Here is a 19,379-nt window from a genome sequence, read left to right as displayed (position 1 = left end):
CAAGATTCCAACTCATAAATTGTGAAGGGGAGGTTATTTTTAAAACACTGGGTTAATAAAATAAATTTCAACTATATGTGTCCAAAAAACAAACGCAATAACAGAAGAACACTGCTTTTATTTGTATTATGTCCATTTTTTGCACTGACTATTTTCAGTTTCATATTTTTTAAAAATGAAAAAGCAGAAGAACATCTTCTTGAAATAAAAACCCCTGATGAAGCGATTGCAGATTTAAAAAATGGCAACCTGCGTTTTTTAGAAAATAAGTCCGTTCACCTCAATTATGCGCATGAAATTGATCTTACAAAAAAGGAACAACATCCGCATACATTGGTTTTAACGTGTATTGATTCACGGGTTCCTCCTGAAATTATTTTTGACCAAGGTATTGGAAACCTTTTTGTAGCAAGAGTTGCCGGTAATATAGAAGACGATAACATTTTAGGCAGTATGGAATTTGCCACTACAATTAAACACACCAAGCTTATCGTGGTTTTAGGACACAATCATTGCGGTGCAGTTCAAGGCGCAATTGATAATGTTGGTTTAGAACATTTAACCCAGCTCACCTCACAAATCAAACCATCCATAAATCCACACAAAACGTATCCATTATCGGACTATACCATTGATGATACTTCAAGAAAAAATGTTGTGTTGACCATTGAAAAAATCATAAAAAAAAGTGCCACATTAGAACATCAATTAAAAAATAAAGAAATAAAAATCATTGGTGCTTATTACGATATTACTAATGGAAAAGTAGCTTTTTTAGAAAACAATGTAGTACTCAAATAACACTATTAATACAATCCTATAAAATGAACACACACAAAATCGATTACAAAAACATCTACTACCCTCCAGGAGGTATTTTGATGTGGATTATTATTTTTCTGGAACTTCTTACCTTTGGGATGGCACTTGTGGCATTTGTTTATTATGGAAAAGAGCAGCCTGAATTGTTTCATCAGTCACGGTTGCAACTCAATACTACTTTTGGAGCAATAAACACTATTTTTTTGTTGACGAGTGGTTTTTTTATGGCCAATGCAGTCTTGGAATTTAAAAACAATAACCGTTTAAAATCGTCTTTGTATTTTAAATTGACCATGCTTGGTGGAACATTATTTTTAATCTTAAAAGGAGTTGAATACTCTCATAAAATAGATTCGGGGATTTCATTGGATACCAATATGTTTTTTACTTTTTATTGGATGCTAACCGGATTTCATTTGATTCATGTTATTATGGGTTTGGTGATTTTAATTTGGACCAACTATGGAATGATGAAAAAAAATTCTGATACCGGTATTGATGATGTTGAAGCCTGTGCTGCTTTCTGGCACATGTGTGATTTGATCTGGTTATTGCTATTTCCTGTTTTATACTTAATTTTTTAGAAAATGAAAAAGACACTTTTTATTACCTATGGTTTATTGATTGTATTGACGGCTTCAACGGCTTTGATTTCTAATACAATGTCTGTTTCCGGATTTGCAATTGTTTTAATTATGGGATTATCCGTATTGAAATTTCTCTTGGTTTCTTTCGAATTCATGGAACTTAAAAAAGCAAATTCTTTTTGGAAAGTGAGTTTGATTTCGGTTTTAGGATTGATTGTTTTAGGATTAATTTTGTAATAATATGGTCTTAAATAAAAGTTAAAAACATGACAAATGTCATAATAAAGGACATAAGTATCTTTTATTTTTACACTATAAATCACGATTAATTTAACACCTGATTATTATGGAAATTACATTTAATTTTAACAAACAGAGTAGGGTAGTAGCCATTGCTTTTTTTGTAGCCCTAGGTCTGTTTTCTTGTTCTAAAAATGAGGAAAAAGACGCAAAATATTATGAGAGTATTAAGGTAGAAGGTCAACAAACAGCAGAACTGACTGCACCTCCTTTTGTTCCTAAACCAGTGGGCGATCGTGCAGCCACAAAATTGGTTGTGAACATGGAAATAAAAGAACAAGAGGGCGAAATGGTAGATGGTGTTAAATATACCTATTGGACCTTTGGAGGATCGGTTCCTGGAAGTTTTATAAGAACTAGAGTTGGTGATGAGGTAGAATTTCATTTGAAAAATCATCCGGATAATAAAATGCCGCACAATATAGATTTACATGCAGTAACTGGACCAGGTGGAGGAGCAACTTCTTCATTAGTGGCACCGGGACATGAAAAAGTATTCAATTTCAAAACATTGAATCCAGGCTTGTATGTATACCATTGTGCCACAGCTCCTGTTGGGATGCACATTGCAAACGGTATGTATGGTTTGATTTTAGTGGAACCTGAAGGTGGTTTGCCTCCAGTTGATAAAGAATACTACATCATGCAAGGTGATTTTTATACCAAAGGAAATTATGGAGAACAAGGGTCTCAGCCATTTGATATGAATAAAGCGATTAAAGAGCAACCTGATTACGTAGTGTTTAATGGAAAAGTAGGGGCGTTAACAGGAGATAAAGCATTAACAGCCAAAAAAGGAGAAACAGTGCGTATTTATATGGGTAACGGTGGACCAAACTTAGTGTCTTCTTTCCATGCAATTGGTGAAATATTCGATAAAGTTCATGTAGAAGGTGGGGATTTGATTAACAAAAATGTCCAAACAACTTTGATACCAGCCGGTGGTGCTGCAATAGTTGAATTTAAAGTAGATGTTCCCGGTACGTTTATCTTGGTAGATCACTCTATTTTTAGAGCTTTCAACAAAGGGGCATTGGGAATGTTAAAAGTAGAAGGAGATGATAATAAGTTAGTCTATTCTGGAACAACACAAGAGGGAATTTATTTGCCAGAAGGTGGTACTATACAAAATATGCCTAAAGTGAAAGGTGCAACTAAAAGCGTTGCAGTGAAAACGGTAGCTGAACATGTAAAAGCCGGAAAAGAACTCTACGGCAGAACCTGTCTAGCCTGTCACCAATCTGAAGGGCAAGGAATTCCTAACGCATTCCCTCCATTAGCCAAATCAGATTTCTTAAACGCTAATTCTGAAAGAGCAATAAATGCGGTTTTACACGGATTGAGCGGAGAAGTTACTGTAAATGGTAAAAAATTCAATAATGTTATGACCAGTCAAAATTTGACCGACGATGAAGTAGCCAGCGTGTTGACTTATGTCTATGATAGTTGGGGGAATAATAAAACAGTTGTAACGCCAGCAATGGTGAAAACATTGAGAGGAAAAGTAGCTCCAAAAGCAAAAGATATTCATGAATAAAAATAGGATTTAATCCAAATTGAAATAAGTATTTAACATTAATTATAATAAAATGAAAAAGTATATTTTATGCATCGGAATGATGGGATTGGCTTTACAAGGATACAGTCAAAGCGCTGATAAAGGAAAAGGAATTTATGCGAAAACGTGTATCGCTTGTCACCAAGCTGCCGGGCAAGGAATTCCGGGCGCTTTCCCTCCTTTAGCGAAATCAGATTACTTAAATAAAGATGTGAATCGCGCCATAAAAGGAGTCGTAAAAGGATTAACTGGACCAATTACTGTAAATGGTAAAAAATTCAGTAGTGCCATGCCCGCACAGGCATTAAGCGATCAACAAATAGCAGATGCAATGACGTATGTTTACGCCAGTTGGGGAAATAATAAAACCAAGGTTACACCTGCAATGGTGAAAGCGCAAAGAAAATAATTCGTACAACTTAAAAGAAATTAGCCATGTTAAATATGAAAAAATTTTTGCCACTATTTTTGTTTCTTATTACAGCATCGCTATGGTCTCAAGTTGTTAAAATGGCATCTATAGAAAGGGGGACTTTTGTTCCCCTTTATGGAGCTACAAGTAAAAAACCAGTACAAGTTGAAGCTTTTAGCCTTGACATTTATCCGGTGACCAATGCCCAGTTTTTGGAATTTTTGAAGAAATATCCAGAAAATAGTCGCTCTAGAATGAAAGGTATTTTTGCCGATAAAAGTTACTTATCACAATGGGAAAGTGATTTTAATTATGGGGCTACCAATTTAAGTACTGCTCCGGTAACGAATATTTCTTGGTTTACAGCCAAAAAATATTGTGAGTGCCAAGGAAAACGATTACCCACCATGGACGAATGGGAATATGTCGCCATGGCCGATGAGAAACGAATTGACGCACGTACTAAAGAAAGCTTTAATAATTACATCTTGTCTTGGTATGAAAAGCCAAAAACCTATGCGAATCCGGTAGGCCGCACCTTCAAAAATTATTGGGGTGTTTATGATATGCATGGATTGGTTTGGGAATGGACAGCCGATTTCAATAGTGTTTTTCTTTCCGGGGAATCCAGAAAAGACAAGGATACGGACCGGAATCTATTTTGCGGAAGCGGTTCTGTCAATGCAACAGATTTAATGAATTATGCCGCTTTTATGCGCTATGCTTTTCGAGGAAGTCTTAAGGCACGATTTACTACTAAAAACCTCGGTTTTCGATGTGCGAAAGATAAAAAGTAGCGCTCAAAATCAACTCAAATGAGAACAGAAATGAAATCAAATAGTCACAACTCCAGCTTATCTAAACAGGCGAATTTTTCAAAGATAAAAACTAAAAAAAACAGCTGTAAAACGCTTTTTTTAGGATTCCTTTTAATTCTTTTAACACTTCAATCTTGTGTTAATAAATCAAAAGCGGAAACAATAGACAAACCTATTTCGGATTTATCCATTTATAATCTTCCTTCAAAATGGACGAATGAAGAAGGTGAAAATCTAGAAATGAAAGATTTGAAAGGAAAAGTGCTGGTTATGGTAATGATTTACACTTCCTGTAAGTCTGCTTGCCCAAGATTAGTGGCAGACATGCGAAATATCGAACAAAGATTACCCAATAATATTAAGGATAATGTAACATTGGTTTTAGTGAGTATCGATCCTGCTGTAGATACGCCCAAACGTTTGAAAGCATTTGCCATTGAAAATAAAATGGACGGTCCACAATGGGTTTTCTTGCGCTCAACAGAAGAAAATACAAGGGAATTTGCAGCAGTTTTGGCTGTAAATTATAAAAAAATTGCACCTTTGGAATTCTCCCATTCCAATATCATAAGTGTATTTAATGCTGACGGGGAATTAGCCTATCAACAGGAAGGTTTAGGTGTCAATTCAGACCAAACCATTCAAAAGATTACTGAGGAAGCTCAAAAAATAAATTAAACATGAAACTACTTAAAATAATTGGTTTGTCATTTTTAGGAATGGTAAGCATTGGGACTTATGCCCAAGAGTTGGATGCCAATCTGCAACTCAGACCGCGTTACGAATACCGAAACGGTTTTAAAAGCCTTATGCCAAATGGCGAAATGGCAACCTCATTTGTATCGCAACGTTCCCGATTAAATTTTAATTACAAGCAAGAAAAATTAAAAGCCAAATTGACTTTTCAGAACATTCGTACTTGGGGTGATGTGGCAACAACAACACAAGTTGATAAAAACGGAATTGCTTTATTTGAAGCTTGGGCACAATATGATTTTGATGCCAAATGGAGTGCGCGATTAGGTCGCCAAGTGATTTCGTATGACAATCAGCGTATTTTTGGAGAAATCGATTGGGCGCAACAGGGACAAAGTCATGATGCTGCAGTAATTACGTTTCATCCGAAGAATCATCAATTGGATTTAGGTTTTGCTTTGAATGCCAATGCAGAAAATGTATTGGAGCCGAAAATCGCCTACACGACGAACTACAAAAACTTGCAATATGCATGGTATCATACTCAGTTTAGTAAATTGAATTTGAGTTTGCTGCTGTTAAATACCGGATATGAATTTGAAAAAACAATTGGCAATTTAGAAATAGATTACAAACAAACCTTTGGTACGTATCTTTCTTTCAAGGAAAAAAAATGGGATGCTAATTTTGGGGCTTACGGACAAACTGGAAAAAGCGCCGACAAAAAGGTGAACGCCTGGTATGCAGGAGCGTTCCTTGGTTATGCGGTCACCAATACATTCAAAGCGGGATTAGGATATGAATATCTTTCGGGTAAAAACCAAAATGATAGCAGTTTCGATATAAAATCGTTTAGTCCAATTTTTGGAACCAACCATGGTTTTAATGGTTTCATGGATTATTTTTATGTAGGAAATCATCAAAATAGTGTGGGATTGCAAGATGCTTATTTAAAGTTAAATTATACGTCTAATAAATGGCAATTTACGTTGATGCCACATGTTTTTAATGCGCCGAATACTGTTTTGGATGCTTCCAATAATGAAATGGACAGTTATTTAGGGACAGAACTTGATTTTACTGCCAGTTACACTATTCAGAAGGATATTGTGGCTTCAGCGGGATACTCTCAAATGTTTGCTTCTGGAACTTTAGAAAGATTAAAAAATGTTGCTGATACCGCCAATACCAATAATTGGGCTTGGGTAATGGTTTCTTTTAGTCCTAAAATCTTTAGTTTAAAATAATGCTTTTATTGCGATTAAAACGAAAATTAGTTTTCTCGTTTCGTGTTCTTAGATATAAGTTTTTATGAATCTTGTTGAATAAGCAATTAAGGATTATAATGTGTATTTCCTTTGGGTAAGCATATAAATAATAAGAGATGTTTGAAAATAAATTCTAAAAATATTCTTTTGTAACTGATGCGTTTAATTGCTGTAGAGTTTAAAAAATATATTACTTTTGCACCGTGAAAAAAATCATATTCATAATTGTATTAATCATGCTTATAAAGCCAGTTCTTCCGGTTTTAGAGTATGTTGTCAATTATGAATATATTTCAAAAGTACTTTGTATCAATAGGGATAAACCTAAAATGCAATGTAACGGTAAATGTCATTTGATGAAAGAATTGGCTAAGGCTTCTGATGCTGAAAAGCCACTTTCTTCCGATAAAAAAGGAACGGCTCCAATACTTGATGTACTCATTTTTGAGGAAATCAAATCTTTCGAAATTGTACCCGTTTGTTTTGGTACCAAAGAAAAAATAAACCCATACTATTCTAATTTATACTTTCACTTGAATAGTACTTCTGTATTTCACCCACCCACTTTCATTTCTTAAATTTTTTAGGCATGTAATGTGCTTTTATTAATCCGTTTTCCGCAACGGATAAGATTCTGTTTGCTTTTTTTGGAAATAAATAGTCCAAAAATGGTATGCAAATCAATACCTAATATTTAAAATAAAAAACTAAAGAAATGAAATTTCAATTAAAAAACATATTAGCTGTAGTGGCTATAGCACTTGCGTTCTCCTCATGTTCCTCAGATAGTGACACTCCGGTCGTTGATGAATTGGCAGAATTGACCAAATTCAAAGAAATCACAAACACGACCCACACTATTGAGTTGTACGCGCACATGGGAGCTTTAGAACAAGGTCATAACGAAATCAGTTTAAGAATTAAAGACAAAACAAGCGGCGATTATGTAAAAAATGCGACTGTTAGTTGGATGCCACTGATGCACATGACTATGATGACGCATTCTTGTCCAAAATCGGGAGTTGAAAAAGTAACGGCTGATGGAACTTTATACAAAGGAAATATTGTTTTTCAAATGCCTCAAAACGCCACGGAATATTGGGATTTAAAAATTGATTATACGATTAATGGAGCCGCTTATACGGCAACTTCGGTGATTGATGTTCCGGCTTCGGCTAAACAAAGAGTGACTACTTTTACAGGTTCTGATAATGTAAAATATATTGTGGCTTATGTTGAACCCCATCATCCAAAAGTGGCACTTAACGATATTACCATCGGTGTTTATAAAATGGAATCGATGATGAGTTTTCCAGTAGTTGATAATTTTAAAGTTAAAATTGATCCAAGAATGCCAAGTATGGGAAATCATGGTTCGCCAAACAATGTTGATTTAACGCAGTCTACTTTGGACAAATTATATCACGGAAAATTATCATTGACCATGACCGGGTTATGGAAAATCAACTTACAGCTTTTAAATGCATCTGATGTTGTTTTGAAAGGAGAAACCATTACGGATTTAGTTCCGGCAAGCAGTATTTATTTTGAGATAGAATTCTAATTCTATTTCATTTTCTTAACTAAAAAAGGCCAAAAATATCAAATGTATTTACAGCTGTTCTTTTGGCCTTTTTTTAATTTTTCTATCATGAAAAAGAAATTATACGGTTTTGTACTCTTATGTTTCACTTCAATAACTCTTTTTGCACAAGGCCAAGTTACAGATACGGTTGTGCCAAAAAAACTAAATGAAGTAATTGTCATTGGAAAAAAAACGCAATTGTATCAAAAACAAACCAAACCTCTGGCTACTGTAGAGGAGTATTTGCAACAGTCCGGAAAAGTTGGAATGATAAAAAGAGGCGGTTATGCATGGGAGCCAATTATTAACAGTATGGCTACAGAAAGAACGTTGATAACCATTGACGGAATGCGTGTTTTTGGCGCTTGCACTGACAAAATGGACCCAATTACTTCCTATGTTGAGGTTTCTAATTTATCGGAAGCCACAATCACATCGGGACAGTTGGGCGGTTGTCATGGGGCAACTATTGGCGGAGCTATTGATTTAAAAAGAAACCGCAGCGGATTTATAAATTCCGGTTGGGATGTTTCACTGCATTCCGGTTTTGAAAGTAACGGCAATCAAAAAATTATTGGATCAGCAGTCAATTACGCAAACAATAGTTTTTATGTCGATACTGATTTCATGTATCGCGATGCCGAAAATTATTCTGCAGGAAACAATCAAGAAGTTTTGTTTTCACAGTTTAGAAAATTCAATATTTCTGCCACTTCTGGTTTTTCTTTTGATGAAAATAAAATGTTGGAAGCTTCATTAATCTATGATAAAGCAACTGATGTTGGGTATCCGGCACTACCAATGGATGTTTCTTTGGCGGAAGCTTTAATCACTTCATTGAAATTTGAATATGTTCCAAAGTCTTCAAAAATTGAAAATTGGGAAACTAAAATTTATTACAACACGATCACGCACATAATGGATGATACCAAACGTCCTTTTGTACCTATTCACATGGATATGCCAGGCTGGAGCGATACGTACGGATTCTATTCAAAAGCCAAAGGAGTTTTTAAAAACCATCATTTTCTGGTTGATTTGAATTCGTTTTATAACCGTTCCGTTGCTGAAATGACGATGTATCCGAGTGATCCAAATGAAAGTTTGATGTTTATGTTTACCTGGCCGGATGTGCGAACACTTTATAATGCGTTGTTTCTGGAAGACAATGTCATTTTGAACAGTCAATCCAGTTTGCGGTTTTCAGCTAGTGTTGCGAATCATTTTAATAAAGTTGCCGATGATTTAGGGCTGGAAAGTTTACAGATTTTTTATCCAAATATGGAAAACAGCAAAAATAGAATTTTAAAAAGCATTTCGTCAAATTATGCATACGATAAAAATGGTTTTCAGTATGGATTTGGACTTGCTTATGGTGAGCGTGCTCCATCGGTTTCTGAGGGATATGGATTCTATTTATTCAATAGTTTTGATAGATACGATTATGTTGGAAACCCGGAATTAAGAAACGAAAAATCATCAGAAGCGAATGCGTTTATTGGTTACAAAACAAAAAAAATAAGCACTAAAATATCGTCTTCCTATTTTCATATCTCGAATTATATTGTTGGTAAACCAGCTGAGAATTTGATTCCGATGACTATTGGCGCAAGCGGAATAAAAATCTATACAGCACTTGATTATGCTATCATTTTTAATGCTGATTTGAATATTGAATACCAATTTGACACGAACTTTAAATGGTCAGGGCAATTGGTTTACAGCTACGGACAGGATTATAAAAAAGAGAATTTACCTTTTATAAGTCCGTTGCGGTATTCGTCTTCGTTACTATATAAACTAAATAAATTCTCCTCTGAAATTGCGGTTCAGGGAAATGCAGTTCAAACGCAATACAGTCCTTTTTACGGAGAAGACAGAACGCCGGATTATGCGATTTTAAACTTCGCATCGAGTTATTCATTTCAGATTGATAAAAGCAAATGCAACGTAAAAGCAGGAGTAGAAAATGTTTTAGACACGTATTATTCCTCTTTTTCAGATTGGAACAATATTCCTCGAAAAGGAAGAAATTTCTTTTTTAATATTAGTTTTGGATTTTAAAACTATCAGATTTATATTTTGTAATAATAAAAAAGGAGCTTCAATTTGAAGCTCCTTTTTTTATAAATATATTATCGAATAAACTTATTGTTTCAATCGGCACGCTTTGCTGTCGCCATTCACGACAACTTCAGTCAATCCTAAAGAAGATAAATTTTTCATGGCTTTGTCCCATTTTTTACCACTCAATTCGGATTTGATTTTTAGTAAACCAAACTCCATTTGGTTTTCATTTCCTTGTAATAAGGAAACAATCAATTTTTCGTCGTCTTCTAATTCAATTTTTACTTGTTTTTTCTCTGGTCGCATTTGAGGGAACAACAATACTTCTTGAATAGAAGCATTATTTGTCAAATACATAATTAGGCGGTCCATGCCAATTCCCATTCCAGATGTTGGAGGCATTCCGTATTCTAAAGCTCTTAAGAAATCCTCATCAATAGTTCCGGTAGCTTCATCATCTCCTTTTTCAGCCAATCTCATTTGGTCTTCAAAACGTTCTCTTTGGTCAATTGGGTCATTCAATTCAGAATAGGCATTCGCAACTTCTTTACCGCAAATCATTAGCTCAAAACGTTCTGTCAATTCCGGATTGTCACGGTGTTGTTTACAAAGCGGAGACATTTCCTTTGGATAATCCGTGATGTAAGTAGGCTGAATATAATTTCCTTCGCATTTAGCGCCAAAGATTTCGTCAATCAGTTTTCCTTTCCCCATGGTGGCATCCACATCAATTCCCATACCTATGGCGGCGTCAAATAACTCTGTTTCACTTTTTCCTGAAATATCAAATCCAGTGAAATGTTTGATAGAATCAGTCATCGTAACGCGGGCATAAGGCGCTTTAAAATTGATAGTATGTTCTCCAAAAGTTACTTCTGAACTTCCATTTACGGCAATTGCGCAATGTTCCAAAAGGTCTTCGGCAAATTTCATCATCCAGTTGTAGTCTTTGTAGGCTACATATATTTCCATGGCGGTAAATTCCGGGTTGTGTGTACGGTCCATCCCTTCATTACGGAAATTTTTCGAAAACTCATAAACTCCTTCAAAACCACCAACAATTAATCTTTTTAAGTACAATTCGTTTGCAATACGCATGTAAAGCGGAATGTCAAGCGAGTTGTGGTGCGTGATAAAAGGACGCGCTGCAGCACCACCGGGAATTGGTTGCAAAACAGGAGTTTCTACCTCTAAATATCCTTTGTCATTAAAGAATGAACGCATTGCATTAAACAATTTTGTTCTCTTGATAAACGTTTCTTTCACATGATCGTTTACCGTTAAATCTACGTAACGACGACGGTATCTTTGTTCTGGATCAGCAAAAGCATCATGCGTTTTTCCATCAGCGTCTGTTTTTACTATAGGAAGTGGTTTCAAGGCTTTTGCCAAAACCGTCAATCCATAAACATGAACTGAAATTTCACCCACTTGTGTTTTGAAAACCGTTCCGCGAACCCCAATAAAATCCCCAATATCCAATAGTTTTTTGAAAACCACATTGTACATTGTTTTCTCTTCATCAGTCGAAATATCATCTCTCGAAACATATACTTGAATACGTCCTTCGGCATCTTTCAATTCCGCAAATGAAGCCTTTCCCATGATGCGCTTACCCATCAAACGACCTGCTAAAACAACTTCTTTTCCTTCGTACTTCTCGAAATCGGCTAGGATTTCGCTAGAATAAGCGGTTGTGATAAATTCGGCTGCTGGATAAGGCTCAATACCTAAATTGCGTAATTCAGTAAGTGCTTCTCTGCGTAATATTTCTTGTTCGGATAATGCCATTTTATGCTGTTTTTAAGAGCGCAAAGATACTGTATAAGTAGCAAAGTAGCAAAGTACTAAAGGTTTTTTGGAGCTATTTCCAGCTTTCCGTTGCAATCTTTTTATTTTTAAAGAAAAAATAAAAAGGATTTTTACTTTAATCTGGGCTATGAATTGTAGTTATTATTTTACATTTGGTAAAAATAACGATTCAAAATCATAAAATTGAAAAATAAAATTTACACTTTTTTGCTTTTAGGGCTACTCGCTACAAGCTGTCAAGTCACAGAAACCATACATTTAAACGAAGATGGAACTGGAAAAATTGAAATAAATGAGTTGCGAGACGAGCACAGTTTTATGCAATTGATGGGTGAAAATTACTCCAAAGAAGAAGTTTTTCGTGATACAACTTATGTTTTCAAGGATTTTATAACAAAACATTCCGAGACGTTTTCCAGATTACCAGCATCCGAAAAAGCCATTTTTCAAAAATTTGCTACGGTAAAAGTACATATCAAGAAAAGTTCGTTCGAGAAAGAATTTCGCACAACAATCAGTCAAAATTTCAATAAAATAGAGGAAGTTGCGGATTTATACAAAACCGAAGAATATGCGGATGATATAGAAAATAATTACGCACTGGTTGCCGAAGAACATTATTATAGTGTGAACTATGCTTTTGACGGAAGTGTTTTCAAAAGAATAGTGAAAATTACTGATTCCGTAGAATTAAAGAAACAACAGGATAAGATTGAAGGATATAAAACGCAAGTTTCTAAATTCAAAATCACGCAGCCTTATGTTTTAAAGTATCATTTTCCCAGAAAAATAAAGGTGGTATCAAATCCAAAAGCAAAAATTAGTGAAGATAAAAAATCATTGGAATTACAATTTCTGATAGCGGATTGTTTGGTAAATCCGGAGAGCACTAATCTGGAAGTTGTTTTAGAGTAATTCATTGGAAGCTTTTCTTGTCTGCAACTTCTCTTAAAAACTTTGTACCTTTGCCGCACTTAACCTTTGCATCTTTCAAGAAATGAACAAAACAATCCAACTTCAAGATTTAGGAACTAAAGATTACAAAGAAACTTGGGAATACCAAGAAGAATTGTTCAAAGAAATTGTTGACTTGAAAATTCGAAATCGCAGAGAAGAACTCGATATAGAAACGCCTAATTACTTTCTTTTTGTGGAGCATCCGCATGTGTATACGCTAGGAAAAAGCGGTGATTTGAGTAATTTACTTTTATCTGAAAAACAATTGGAAGCGAAAGGAGCAACTTTCTACAAAATCAATCGTGGTGGAGATATTACGTATCACGGTCCTGGACAAATCGTAGGTTATCCTATTATAGATTTGGAAAATTTCTTTACTGATATTCATAAATACTTGCGTTTTTTGGAAGAAGCTATTATTCTTACTCTTAATGAATATGGAATTGCTTGCGGTAGAAGCGAAGGTGAAACCGGAGTTTGGTTAGGCGCAGGAACTCCATTTGCCAGAAAAATTTGTGCTATGGGCGTTCGCGCTTCGCGTTGGGTAACCATGCACGGATTCGCTTTAAACGTAAATGCTGATTTGGGTTATTTTGACAATATCATTCCGTGTGGTATTCGCGGGAAAGCCGTAACTTCTTTAAATGTAGAACTTGGCGTAGAAAAAGTTAATGAAGAAGAAGTTAAAGAAAAGATTCTGAAACATTTCTCTATTCTTTTTGAAGCGACATTTAAGAAAGCTTAAATCAAAAATCAAAAGAATATTGTTCCGGCAATAACCGAAATGTCATTCGGTGGTATTTTGTTACTCCATAGATTCGGATAGCCTCTCGGTGTTCTTTGGTAGGATATCCTTTGTTTTGTTTCCAATTGTACATTGGGAATTCCTCATGAATCCGATTCATATATTCATCTCGGTACGTTTTTGCCAACACAGAAGCGGCGGCAATACTAATATATTTTGAATCTCCTTTCACAATGCTGGTACTTGGAATTGAATTTAGGATTTCAATTTCAGCATCGGTAAATATCTTTCCGCTATTATTTTTTATTCCGTTTCGGTGAATTAAGGGAGCATTCCCATCGACTATAATGTATTCAGGTCTTGGATCTAATTTTAGAATGCTTTCCTGCATCGCTTTTATAGAGGCATTCAGAATGTTTATTTCATCAATTATCAAAGGTTCTAAATGCGTTACTGCAAATGAAATGGAATGTTGTTCTATTATAGGTCTTAGTTTTTCTCTCGCTTTTTCAGATAACTGCTTGCTGTCTTTTAGTATATCATTTTGAAAATCAGAAGGTAATAGTACAGCGGCTGCAGTAACAGGTCCTGCAAGACAACCACGACCGGCTTCATCCGTTCCTGTTTCTAAATATGGTGTTAAAAAGAAGGGGCTTAACATTAAATTAATTTTGACAAAAATATAGTTTAATGTGTTAATATTACTATATAATTAGGTTTTAAAATTTAAAAAATGACGGTTTCTGTTTTTTTTGATGAAAAAGATTGATAAAAATAAAATGTGTTAATTCTTGTAAATAGTTGGTTCTTTAAGAAATTATTATGATTTTTGCTGAATAACTAATTCAAAACAAATTTAATATGAGATCAAAATTCAAATGGATTTTTTCGTTGCTATTGGCATTGTCAATGCAATTTGCATTTGCACAAGAGAAAATGGTTACAGGGGTAGTATCAGATGCTACCGGACCTATTCCAGGAGCAAACGTTGTTGTTAAAGGAACAAATAGAAGTACACAAACAGATTTTGATGGGAAATATTCCATTAAAGCGAGTGCTGGAGAAGTTTTAGTATTTTCTTTTGTAGGGATGAAGGAAATGACAGCTAATGTTGGAGCCTCTTCGACAGTTAGTCTTAGATTAGAACAAGAAGGGAATGCATTAGAGGAAGTTGTTGTAGTAGGCTACGGAACTCAAAAAAAGAGAGAAGTTACAGGTTCGATTTCCCAAATTAAAGGGGATGCCATTGCAAATCTTGCAACTCCAAGTTTTGAGTCTCAATTAGCTGGTAGAGCAGCAGGCGTTCAAGTAACAACTAATTCAGGTGTTTTAGGACAAGCTCCTAGAATTAGAATTAGAGGAGTAGGATCTATTACTTCAGGTAGCTATCCATTAATTGTTGTTGATGGAGTTCCAATTTTTACTGGCGATGTTGGAGGATATGCCAGTACGAATGCTTTAGGAGATATCAATCCAGCGGATATTGAATCGACAGAAGTTTTAAAAGATGGTTCTGCTACTGCAATTTATGGTTCCAGAGCTGCAAATGGGGTGATTTTAATTACAACTAAAAAAGGGAAAGGTGGTAAATTCAGAGTGAACTATAATACCTATACAGGAATTGCTCAGCCAATAGATTATTTGGATTTGTTGAAAACAAAAGATTTTATTACAATTCAAAATGAAAAAAGAACAAATAGAGGTGCTTCAATTTTAGCAGTTGGTACTGAGTTTGATACAAACTGGCAAAAAGCAGTCCTTCGTTCTGCTGCTGTTCAAACGGATCACAATTTATCTCTTTCTGGATCTACAGAAAAGACTAATTACTATTTTTCGACTGGTTATAATACGCAAGAAGGTATTGCCAAATCTAATAGCCAAACTCGATATAATGTTAGAGGAAATGTAGACCAAAAAGTTAAAAGTTGGTTAAATGTTGGTGTTAACATTGCTTTGTCTAGAACTGAAAATAACGGATTGAATGATAATGCAGGCGGATTGTCCGGTCTTATGTTTAATTCAATGCGTCAATTGCCAAACACGCCGGTCTATGACGCTAATAATCCAACAGGTTATAATATTACTGGCTCAACGGTCGGACAAGGACAGAATTTATCTGTAATTGCTAATAATTTACCTAACATTGTTTATGTTTTAGATCATAATATTTATAAATCTAAAGTAGACAGATCATTAGTGAGCTTGTTTGCTGATTTTAAAATTTTACCAAGTTTGACTTTTAAAACTCAAGGAAGTGTTGATGCTATTGGAACTGAAGGGTTTAATTATTTAAACCCTGTTAATGGTGATGGTGCAAGTGTTGGCGGAGCTGTTAGAAATAACTTTGCAAATTTAACGCGTTGGAATACCCAAAATGTATTGTCATATAATAAAACATTTGGGGAGTCACATAATGTAAGTGCAGTAGCGATATATGAGGTTCAAAAGCAAAAAGTTAGTTCTTTCTTCGGCGGAGGTAATGGTTTATCTGATACTTTTTTCAATAAAGGATTAATTACAGGTTCTTATGCAACTCAACTATCTGGTGGGGGTATAACTGAAAATGGGATTATCTCTTATGCGGGTAGATTGAATTATAATTATAAAGGAAAATATTTCCTTCAAGGATCTATTCGTAAAGATGGATTATCTTCATTGCCTACAGCTAATAAATGGGGTACTTTTCCAGGAGCTTCTGTAGGATGGACAGTTAGTAAAGAATCTTTTATGAGTTCTTTGGAAGACATAGTTTCAGATTTCAAATTAAGAGCTTCTTATGCAGAAGTTGGTAATACAAGTATTGGTAATTATCCATATTTAGGGTTATATAATAATGCAAAGTATGCGGAGTATAATGGTATAGGATATTCTCAAGCTGGGAATGATCAGTTAAAATGGGAAACTTCTGTGAAGTATGACTATGGAGCTGATTTGTCTTTATTAAACAATCGTTTGAAATTAACTTATGATTACTTCATTAATAATCAAAACGGTCTGATTTTACAAGTTCCTCAGCCTTTATCTCTTGGTATTCCAGAGAATTATATTTCTAAAAACGTTGGTTCTTTGAAAAATTCAGGTCATGAATTTTCTATTGAAGCATCTGCTTTTAAAAATGAAAATTTTGAATGGACATTAAGTGCCAACTTATCTTTAGTGAAAAGTAAAGTAGAAAAGTTAGTTAATGGTCAGGATATTAATTTTGTTGATGCAAACTCTTATAATACAGGAAATAACTTGTTGAGAGAAGGTGAGTCACCTTATGTTTTATATGGCTTTAGCTACTGGGGTGTAAATCCTGCTAATGGTAACCCTGTATTTACTAAAGGAGATGGTACATTGGTTCAAGGAGATATTAATAGTCAAGCGTATAGAAAGTTTGATCCGGCTAATCCAACTGATGTATCTATAGCTTCTTCTTTAGGTGCAGCTGATAAAAAGGTTTTAGGAAATGTATTACCAACTTATTTTGGAGCATTCAACTCTAATATGGCTTACAAAAACTTTGATCTAGGTTTTATGTTCCGTTTTAGTGGTGGAAATAAAATTAATAACTTAACAAGACGTGAGCTTTTATCTCAAGGTTTCAATAATAACGGTACAGAAATTTTAGGAAGATGGCAAAGTGTTGATAATCCTGGTGATGGATGGACTCCAAGATTAAGAGATGATAGAGAAACCACAATTAACATTAATCAAGCTTCTAGCCGTTTTGTAGAAAAAGGCGATTACATCAAATTAGACAACATCACTTTAGGTTATAATTTGCCAAAAACAGTTTTAGACAAAGTAGGATTAGAGAAATTTAGACTTTTCGTACAAGGACAAAACTTATTGATTATTACAGACTTTAAAGGATTAGATCCTGAAATGGAAGTTTTGGGTAATGATTATAATGGGACTCCAAGATCTAGAATATTCAGTATTGGTCTTAACGTAGGTTTCTAATTTTAAATAATTAAAAAATGAAAAATAAAAATAAATTTAAATCATTCTCGATTACTAAATTAGTAATTCCGTTTGCAATGGTGTCACTTTTATTTACTTCTTGTAGTGAAGAAAGTGTAATAGAGTTAGTCCCTTTTAATAGTGTATCTGAAAATGTTGCGTTTCAAACTCCAGCATTAATCGATTTATCTGTTACGGGTATGTATAATGCTGCTGAATTAGGTAACTATAATGGAGCAGGAGCTAGGGGATATATTTTTGGTTCAGCCTTTATTCAACAAGGCGATAATAGAGGTGAAGATGTAGTGAATTTAGCTGCATTTTATCAACTTAGCTATTCTGGTACTTATGATGCTACGTCAGCAAATAATGTATATTACTGGGCGGATGGTTATCGTTTGATCAATAGAACTAATATAGTTATTGATGGGGTTGAAAAAGCTGCCGCAGCTGGAGTTATATCGCAAGAATTAGCGAATGACTATATTGGACAAGCAAAGTTTTTTAGAGCTATAACTCATAATGAATTGTTGATTCACTTTGCAAGACCTTTTCAAGATAATAATGGAGATAATTTAGGTGTTCCTTACAGAGAAATTCCTTATTCAACTCCTGCAAATATTGAATTAGGTTTAGCTCAAGGAAGAAATACGGTTGCTGATTGCTATACTAAAATCTTAAAAGATTTAGATGATGCAGAAGCATTGCTTTATTCTAAAACTAAAAGAGCAGGTGCGGCACAAATAGAAAGAATTTCTAAAGAAGCTGCCATTGCATACAAAACAAGGGTTTATTTACACATGCGTAAATGGGATAAAGTAATTTCGGAAGGTATCAAATTAGATGGTAAATATGCAATGACTGCTAATCCAGATACACCTTTCGCTAGCAATAATTCGAATAGTGAGTCTATTTTTTCTATTGCTAATGGTGCTACAAACAACCCAGGCGTAAATGGATCTTTACCTAGTATGTATCATCCACCAATTCCACTTGCTGCAAATGGACGTGGGTTAATTGCTATTAGTCCAATTATATGGAGAGATCCAACTTGGTTGGCTGATGATAAAAGAAGAACTGAAGGAACGATGATTGTTACAGGTAATTCTGTTTATTATCCAAATACAAAATTCACAAAAAAATACAAAGATGGCGTCAATAAAACGGATGCAGCTCCAATAATTAGATATGCAGAAGTAGCTTTAAACATGGCAGAAGCTTATGCAAGAACTACTGATGTTGTAAATGGCTTGACCAGGTTGAACTCTGTTAGGAATCGTTCGTTGGCAAACCCATTAACTCAGGCTTATACAGTAGCAAGTTTCGCTACTAACATTGATTTATTAGGCGCTATATTAAAAGAAAGACGAATTGAGTTTATTTGTGAAGGGCGTCGTTGGGCAGATATCACTAGATTGCAAAATGATGCTAATTTCCCAATTAGCGGTATTCCTGCAAAAATAGCTAATGCTGGTTTTCCTACCGCTGCACCAGCTTTGGCTGCTTATGCTTTAGGTACTCCATATACAGGGTCGCTAGGTGTGAATGCATTTACTTATGATAACTTTAAGTTCATATGGCCATTACCGCAGTTGGAATTAGATGCTAATCCAACTTTAAGAGCACAACAAAATCCTGGTTACTAAATTTAAAATTTAGAAATCAATTTGTTTTTTAAATAGCTGCAAGAATTTATTCTTGCAGCTATTTTTTTGTAATTATTTAGCATTGTTCGCTCTTGTAAAAAATACCTATTGCTTTTTTTGATAAGTCGTTCTATTTCAGCATCTTTCAGTTCTACTTA

At 34.7% G+C, this 19,379-nt stretch carries 16 protein-coding genes and 1 pseudogene; 15 read left to right on the top strand and 2 right to left on the bottom strand.

The annotated features are described in order from the left end of the window. The first annotated feature begins 75 nt into the window (after positions 1-75). The 11 genes and pseudogenes from BMX64_RS00880 (at position 76) to BMX64_RS00830 (ending at position 10,110) form a co-directional block, all read left to right on the top strand. Entirely contained in the window at positions 76-801 is a 726-nt protein-coding gene (locus tag BMX64_RS00880) for a carbonic anhydrase (protein ID WP_091164867.1), read from the top strand. A 23-nt stretch (positions 802-824) separates the two neighbouring features. Continuing rightward, the gene (locus tag BMX64_RS00875) at positions 825-1,406 is read left to right on the top strand and encodes a cytochrome c oxidase subunit 3 (RefSeq protein ID WP_091164866.1); all 582 of its coding nucleotides are present in this window, start codon (positions 825-827) and stop codon (positions 1,404-1,406) included. Positions 1,407-1,409: 3 nt separating this feature from the next. Further along, positions 1,410-1,646, top strand: coding sequence for a cytochrome C oxidase subunit IV family protein (locus BMX64_RS00870; protein ID WP_091164864.1), 237 nt, complete (start codon positions 1,410-1,412; stop codon positions 1,644-1,646). A 109-nt stretch (positions 1,647-1,755) separates the two neighbouring features. Further along, complete coding sequence (gene nirK / locus BMX64_RS00865) at positions 1,756-3,246, top strand: copper-containing nitrite reductase (RefSeq protein ID WP_091164862.1); 1,491 nt, start codon at positions 1,756-1,758, stop codon at positions 3,244-3,246. A gap of 124 nt (positions 3,247-3,370) precedes the next feature. Next, positions 3,371-3,676: pseudogene (locus tag BMX64_RS00860) on the top strand (c-type cytochrome); the annotation flags it as partial. A gap of 101 nt (positions 3,677-3,777) precedes the next feature. Continuing rightward, positions 3,778-4,476, top strand: a complete 699-nt coding sequence (locus tag BMX64_RS00855) for a formylglycine-generating enzyme family protein (RefSeq protein WP_396180220.1) — start codon at positions 3,778-3,780, stop codon at positions 4,474-4,476. 18 nt (positions 4,477-4,494) lie between these two features. Then, a complete protein-coding gene (locus BMX64_RS00850; protein ID WP_244273186.1) occupies positions 4,495-5,175 on the top strand; it encodes an SCO family protein in 681 nt (226 codons plus the stop codon). A 2-nt stretch (positions 5,176-5,177) separates the two neighbouring features. Then, entirely contained in the window at positions 5,178-6,440 is a 1,263-nt protein-coding gene (locus tag BMX64_RS00845; RefSeq protein ID WP_091164852.1) for an alginate export family protein, read from the top strand. A 257-nt stretch (positions 6,441-6,697) separates the two neighbouring features. Beyond that, the gene (locus tag BMX64_RS00840; protein WP_091166508.1) at positions 6,698-7,039 is read left to right on the top strand and encodes a hypothetical protein; all 342 of its coding nucleotides are present in this window, start codon (positions 6,698-6,700) and stop codon (positions 7,037-7,039) included. A gap of 137 nt (positions 7,040-7,176) precedes the next feature. Next, positions 7,177-8,025 carry a hypothetical protein gene (locus BMX64_RS00835; protein WP_091164846.1) on the top strand — a complete coding sequence of 283 codons (849 nt, stop codon included), beginning with the start codon at positions 7,177-7,179 and terminating at the stop codon, positions 8,023-8,025. Positions 8,026-8,112: 87 nt separating this feature from the next. Then, a complete protein-coding gene (locus BMX64_RS00830; protein ID WP_091166507.1) occupies positions 8,113-10,110 on the top strand; it encodes a TonB-copper family protein in 1,998 nt (665 codons plus the stop codon). Between the two features lie 84 nt (positions 10,111-10,194). Here BMX64_RS00830 and lysS read toward each other — a convergent pair whose 3' ends face one another. After that, positions 10,195-11,904, bottom strand: a complete 1,710-nt coding sequence (lysS, locus tag BMX64_RS00825) for a lysine--tRNA ligase (protein ID WP_091164842.1) — start codon at positions 11,902-11,904, stop codon at positions 10,195-10,197. A gap of 204 nt (positions 11,905-12,108) precedes the next feature. Here lysS and BMX64_RS00820 point away from each other — a divergent pair, with 204 nt between their 5' ends. Further along, positions 12,109-12,840, top strand: coding sequence for a hypothetical protein (locus BMX64_RS00820; protein ID WP_244273184.1), 732 nt, complete (start codon positions 12,109-12,111; stop codon positions 12,838-12,840). An 82-nt stretch (positions 12,841-12,922) separates the two neighbouring features. Further along, on the top strand, positions 12,923-13,627 hold the full coding sequence (lipB, locus tag BMX64_RS00815) for a lipoyl(octanoyl) transferase LipB (RefSeq protein ID WP_091164839.1): 705 nt from the start codon (positions 12,923-12,925) through the stop codon (positions 13,625-13,627). A gap of 1 nt (position 13,628) precedes the next feature. Here lipB and BMX64_RS00810 read toward each other — a convergent pair whose 3' ends face one another. Continuing rightward, positions 13,629-14,288 carry a ribonuclease HII gene (locus BMX64_RS00810; protein ID WP_091164836.1) on the bottom strand — a complete coding sequence of 220 codons (660 nt, stop codon included), beginning with the start codon at positions 14,286-14,288 and terminating at the stop codon, positions 13,629-13,631. Between the two features lie 200 nt (positions 14,289-14,488). Between BMX64_RS00810 and BMX64_RS00805 the strand changes: the two genes are divergently transcribed. Further along, positions 14,489-17,575 (top strand): SusC/RagA family TonB-linked outer membrane protein, encoded by a 3,087-nt coding sequence (locus tag BMX64_RS00805; RefSeq protein ID WP_091164829.1) that lies wholly within the window; start codon positions 14,489-14,491, stop codon positions 17,573-17,575. Between the two features lie 17 nt (positions 17,576-17,592). Next, the gene (locus BMX64_RS00800) at positions 17,593-19,221 is read left to right on the top strand and encodes a RagB/SusD family nutrient uptake outer membrane protein (RefSeq protein ID WP_091164823.1); all 1,629 of its coding nucleotides are present in this window, start codon (positions 17,593-17,595) and stop codon (positions 19,219-19,221) included. Positions 19,222-19,379 lie beyond the last annotated feature (158 nt).

The organism is Flavobacterium sinopsychrotolerans (genome assembly GCF_900110375.1).
Classification (GTDB): Bacteria; Bacteroidota; Bacteroidia; order Flavobacteriales; family Flavobacteriaceae; genus Flavobacterium; species Flavobacterium sinopsychrotolerans.
This window is presented reverse-complemented; position numbering and strand designations above follow the sequence as displayed.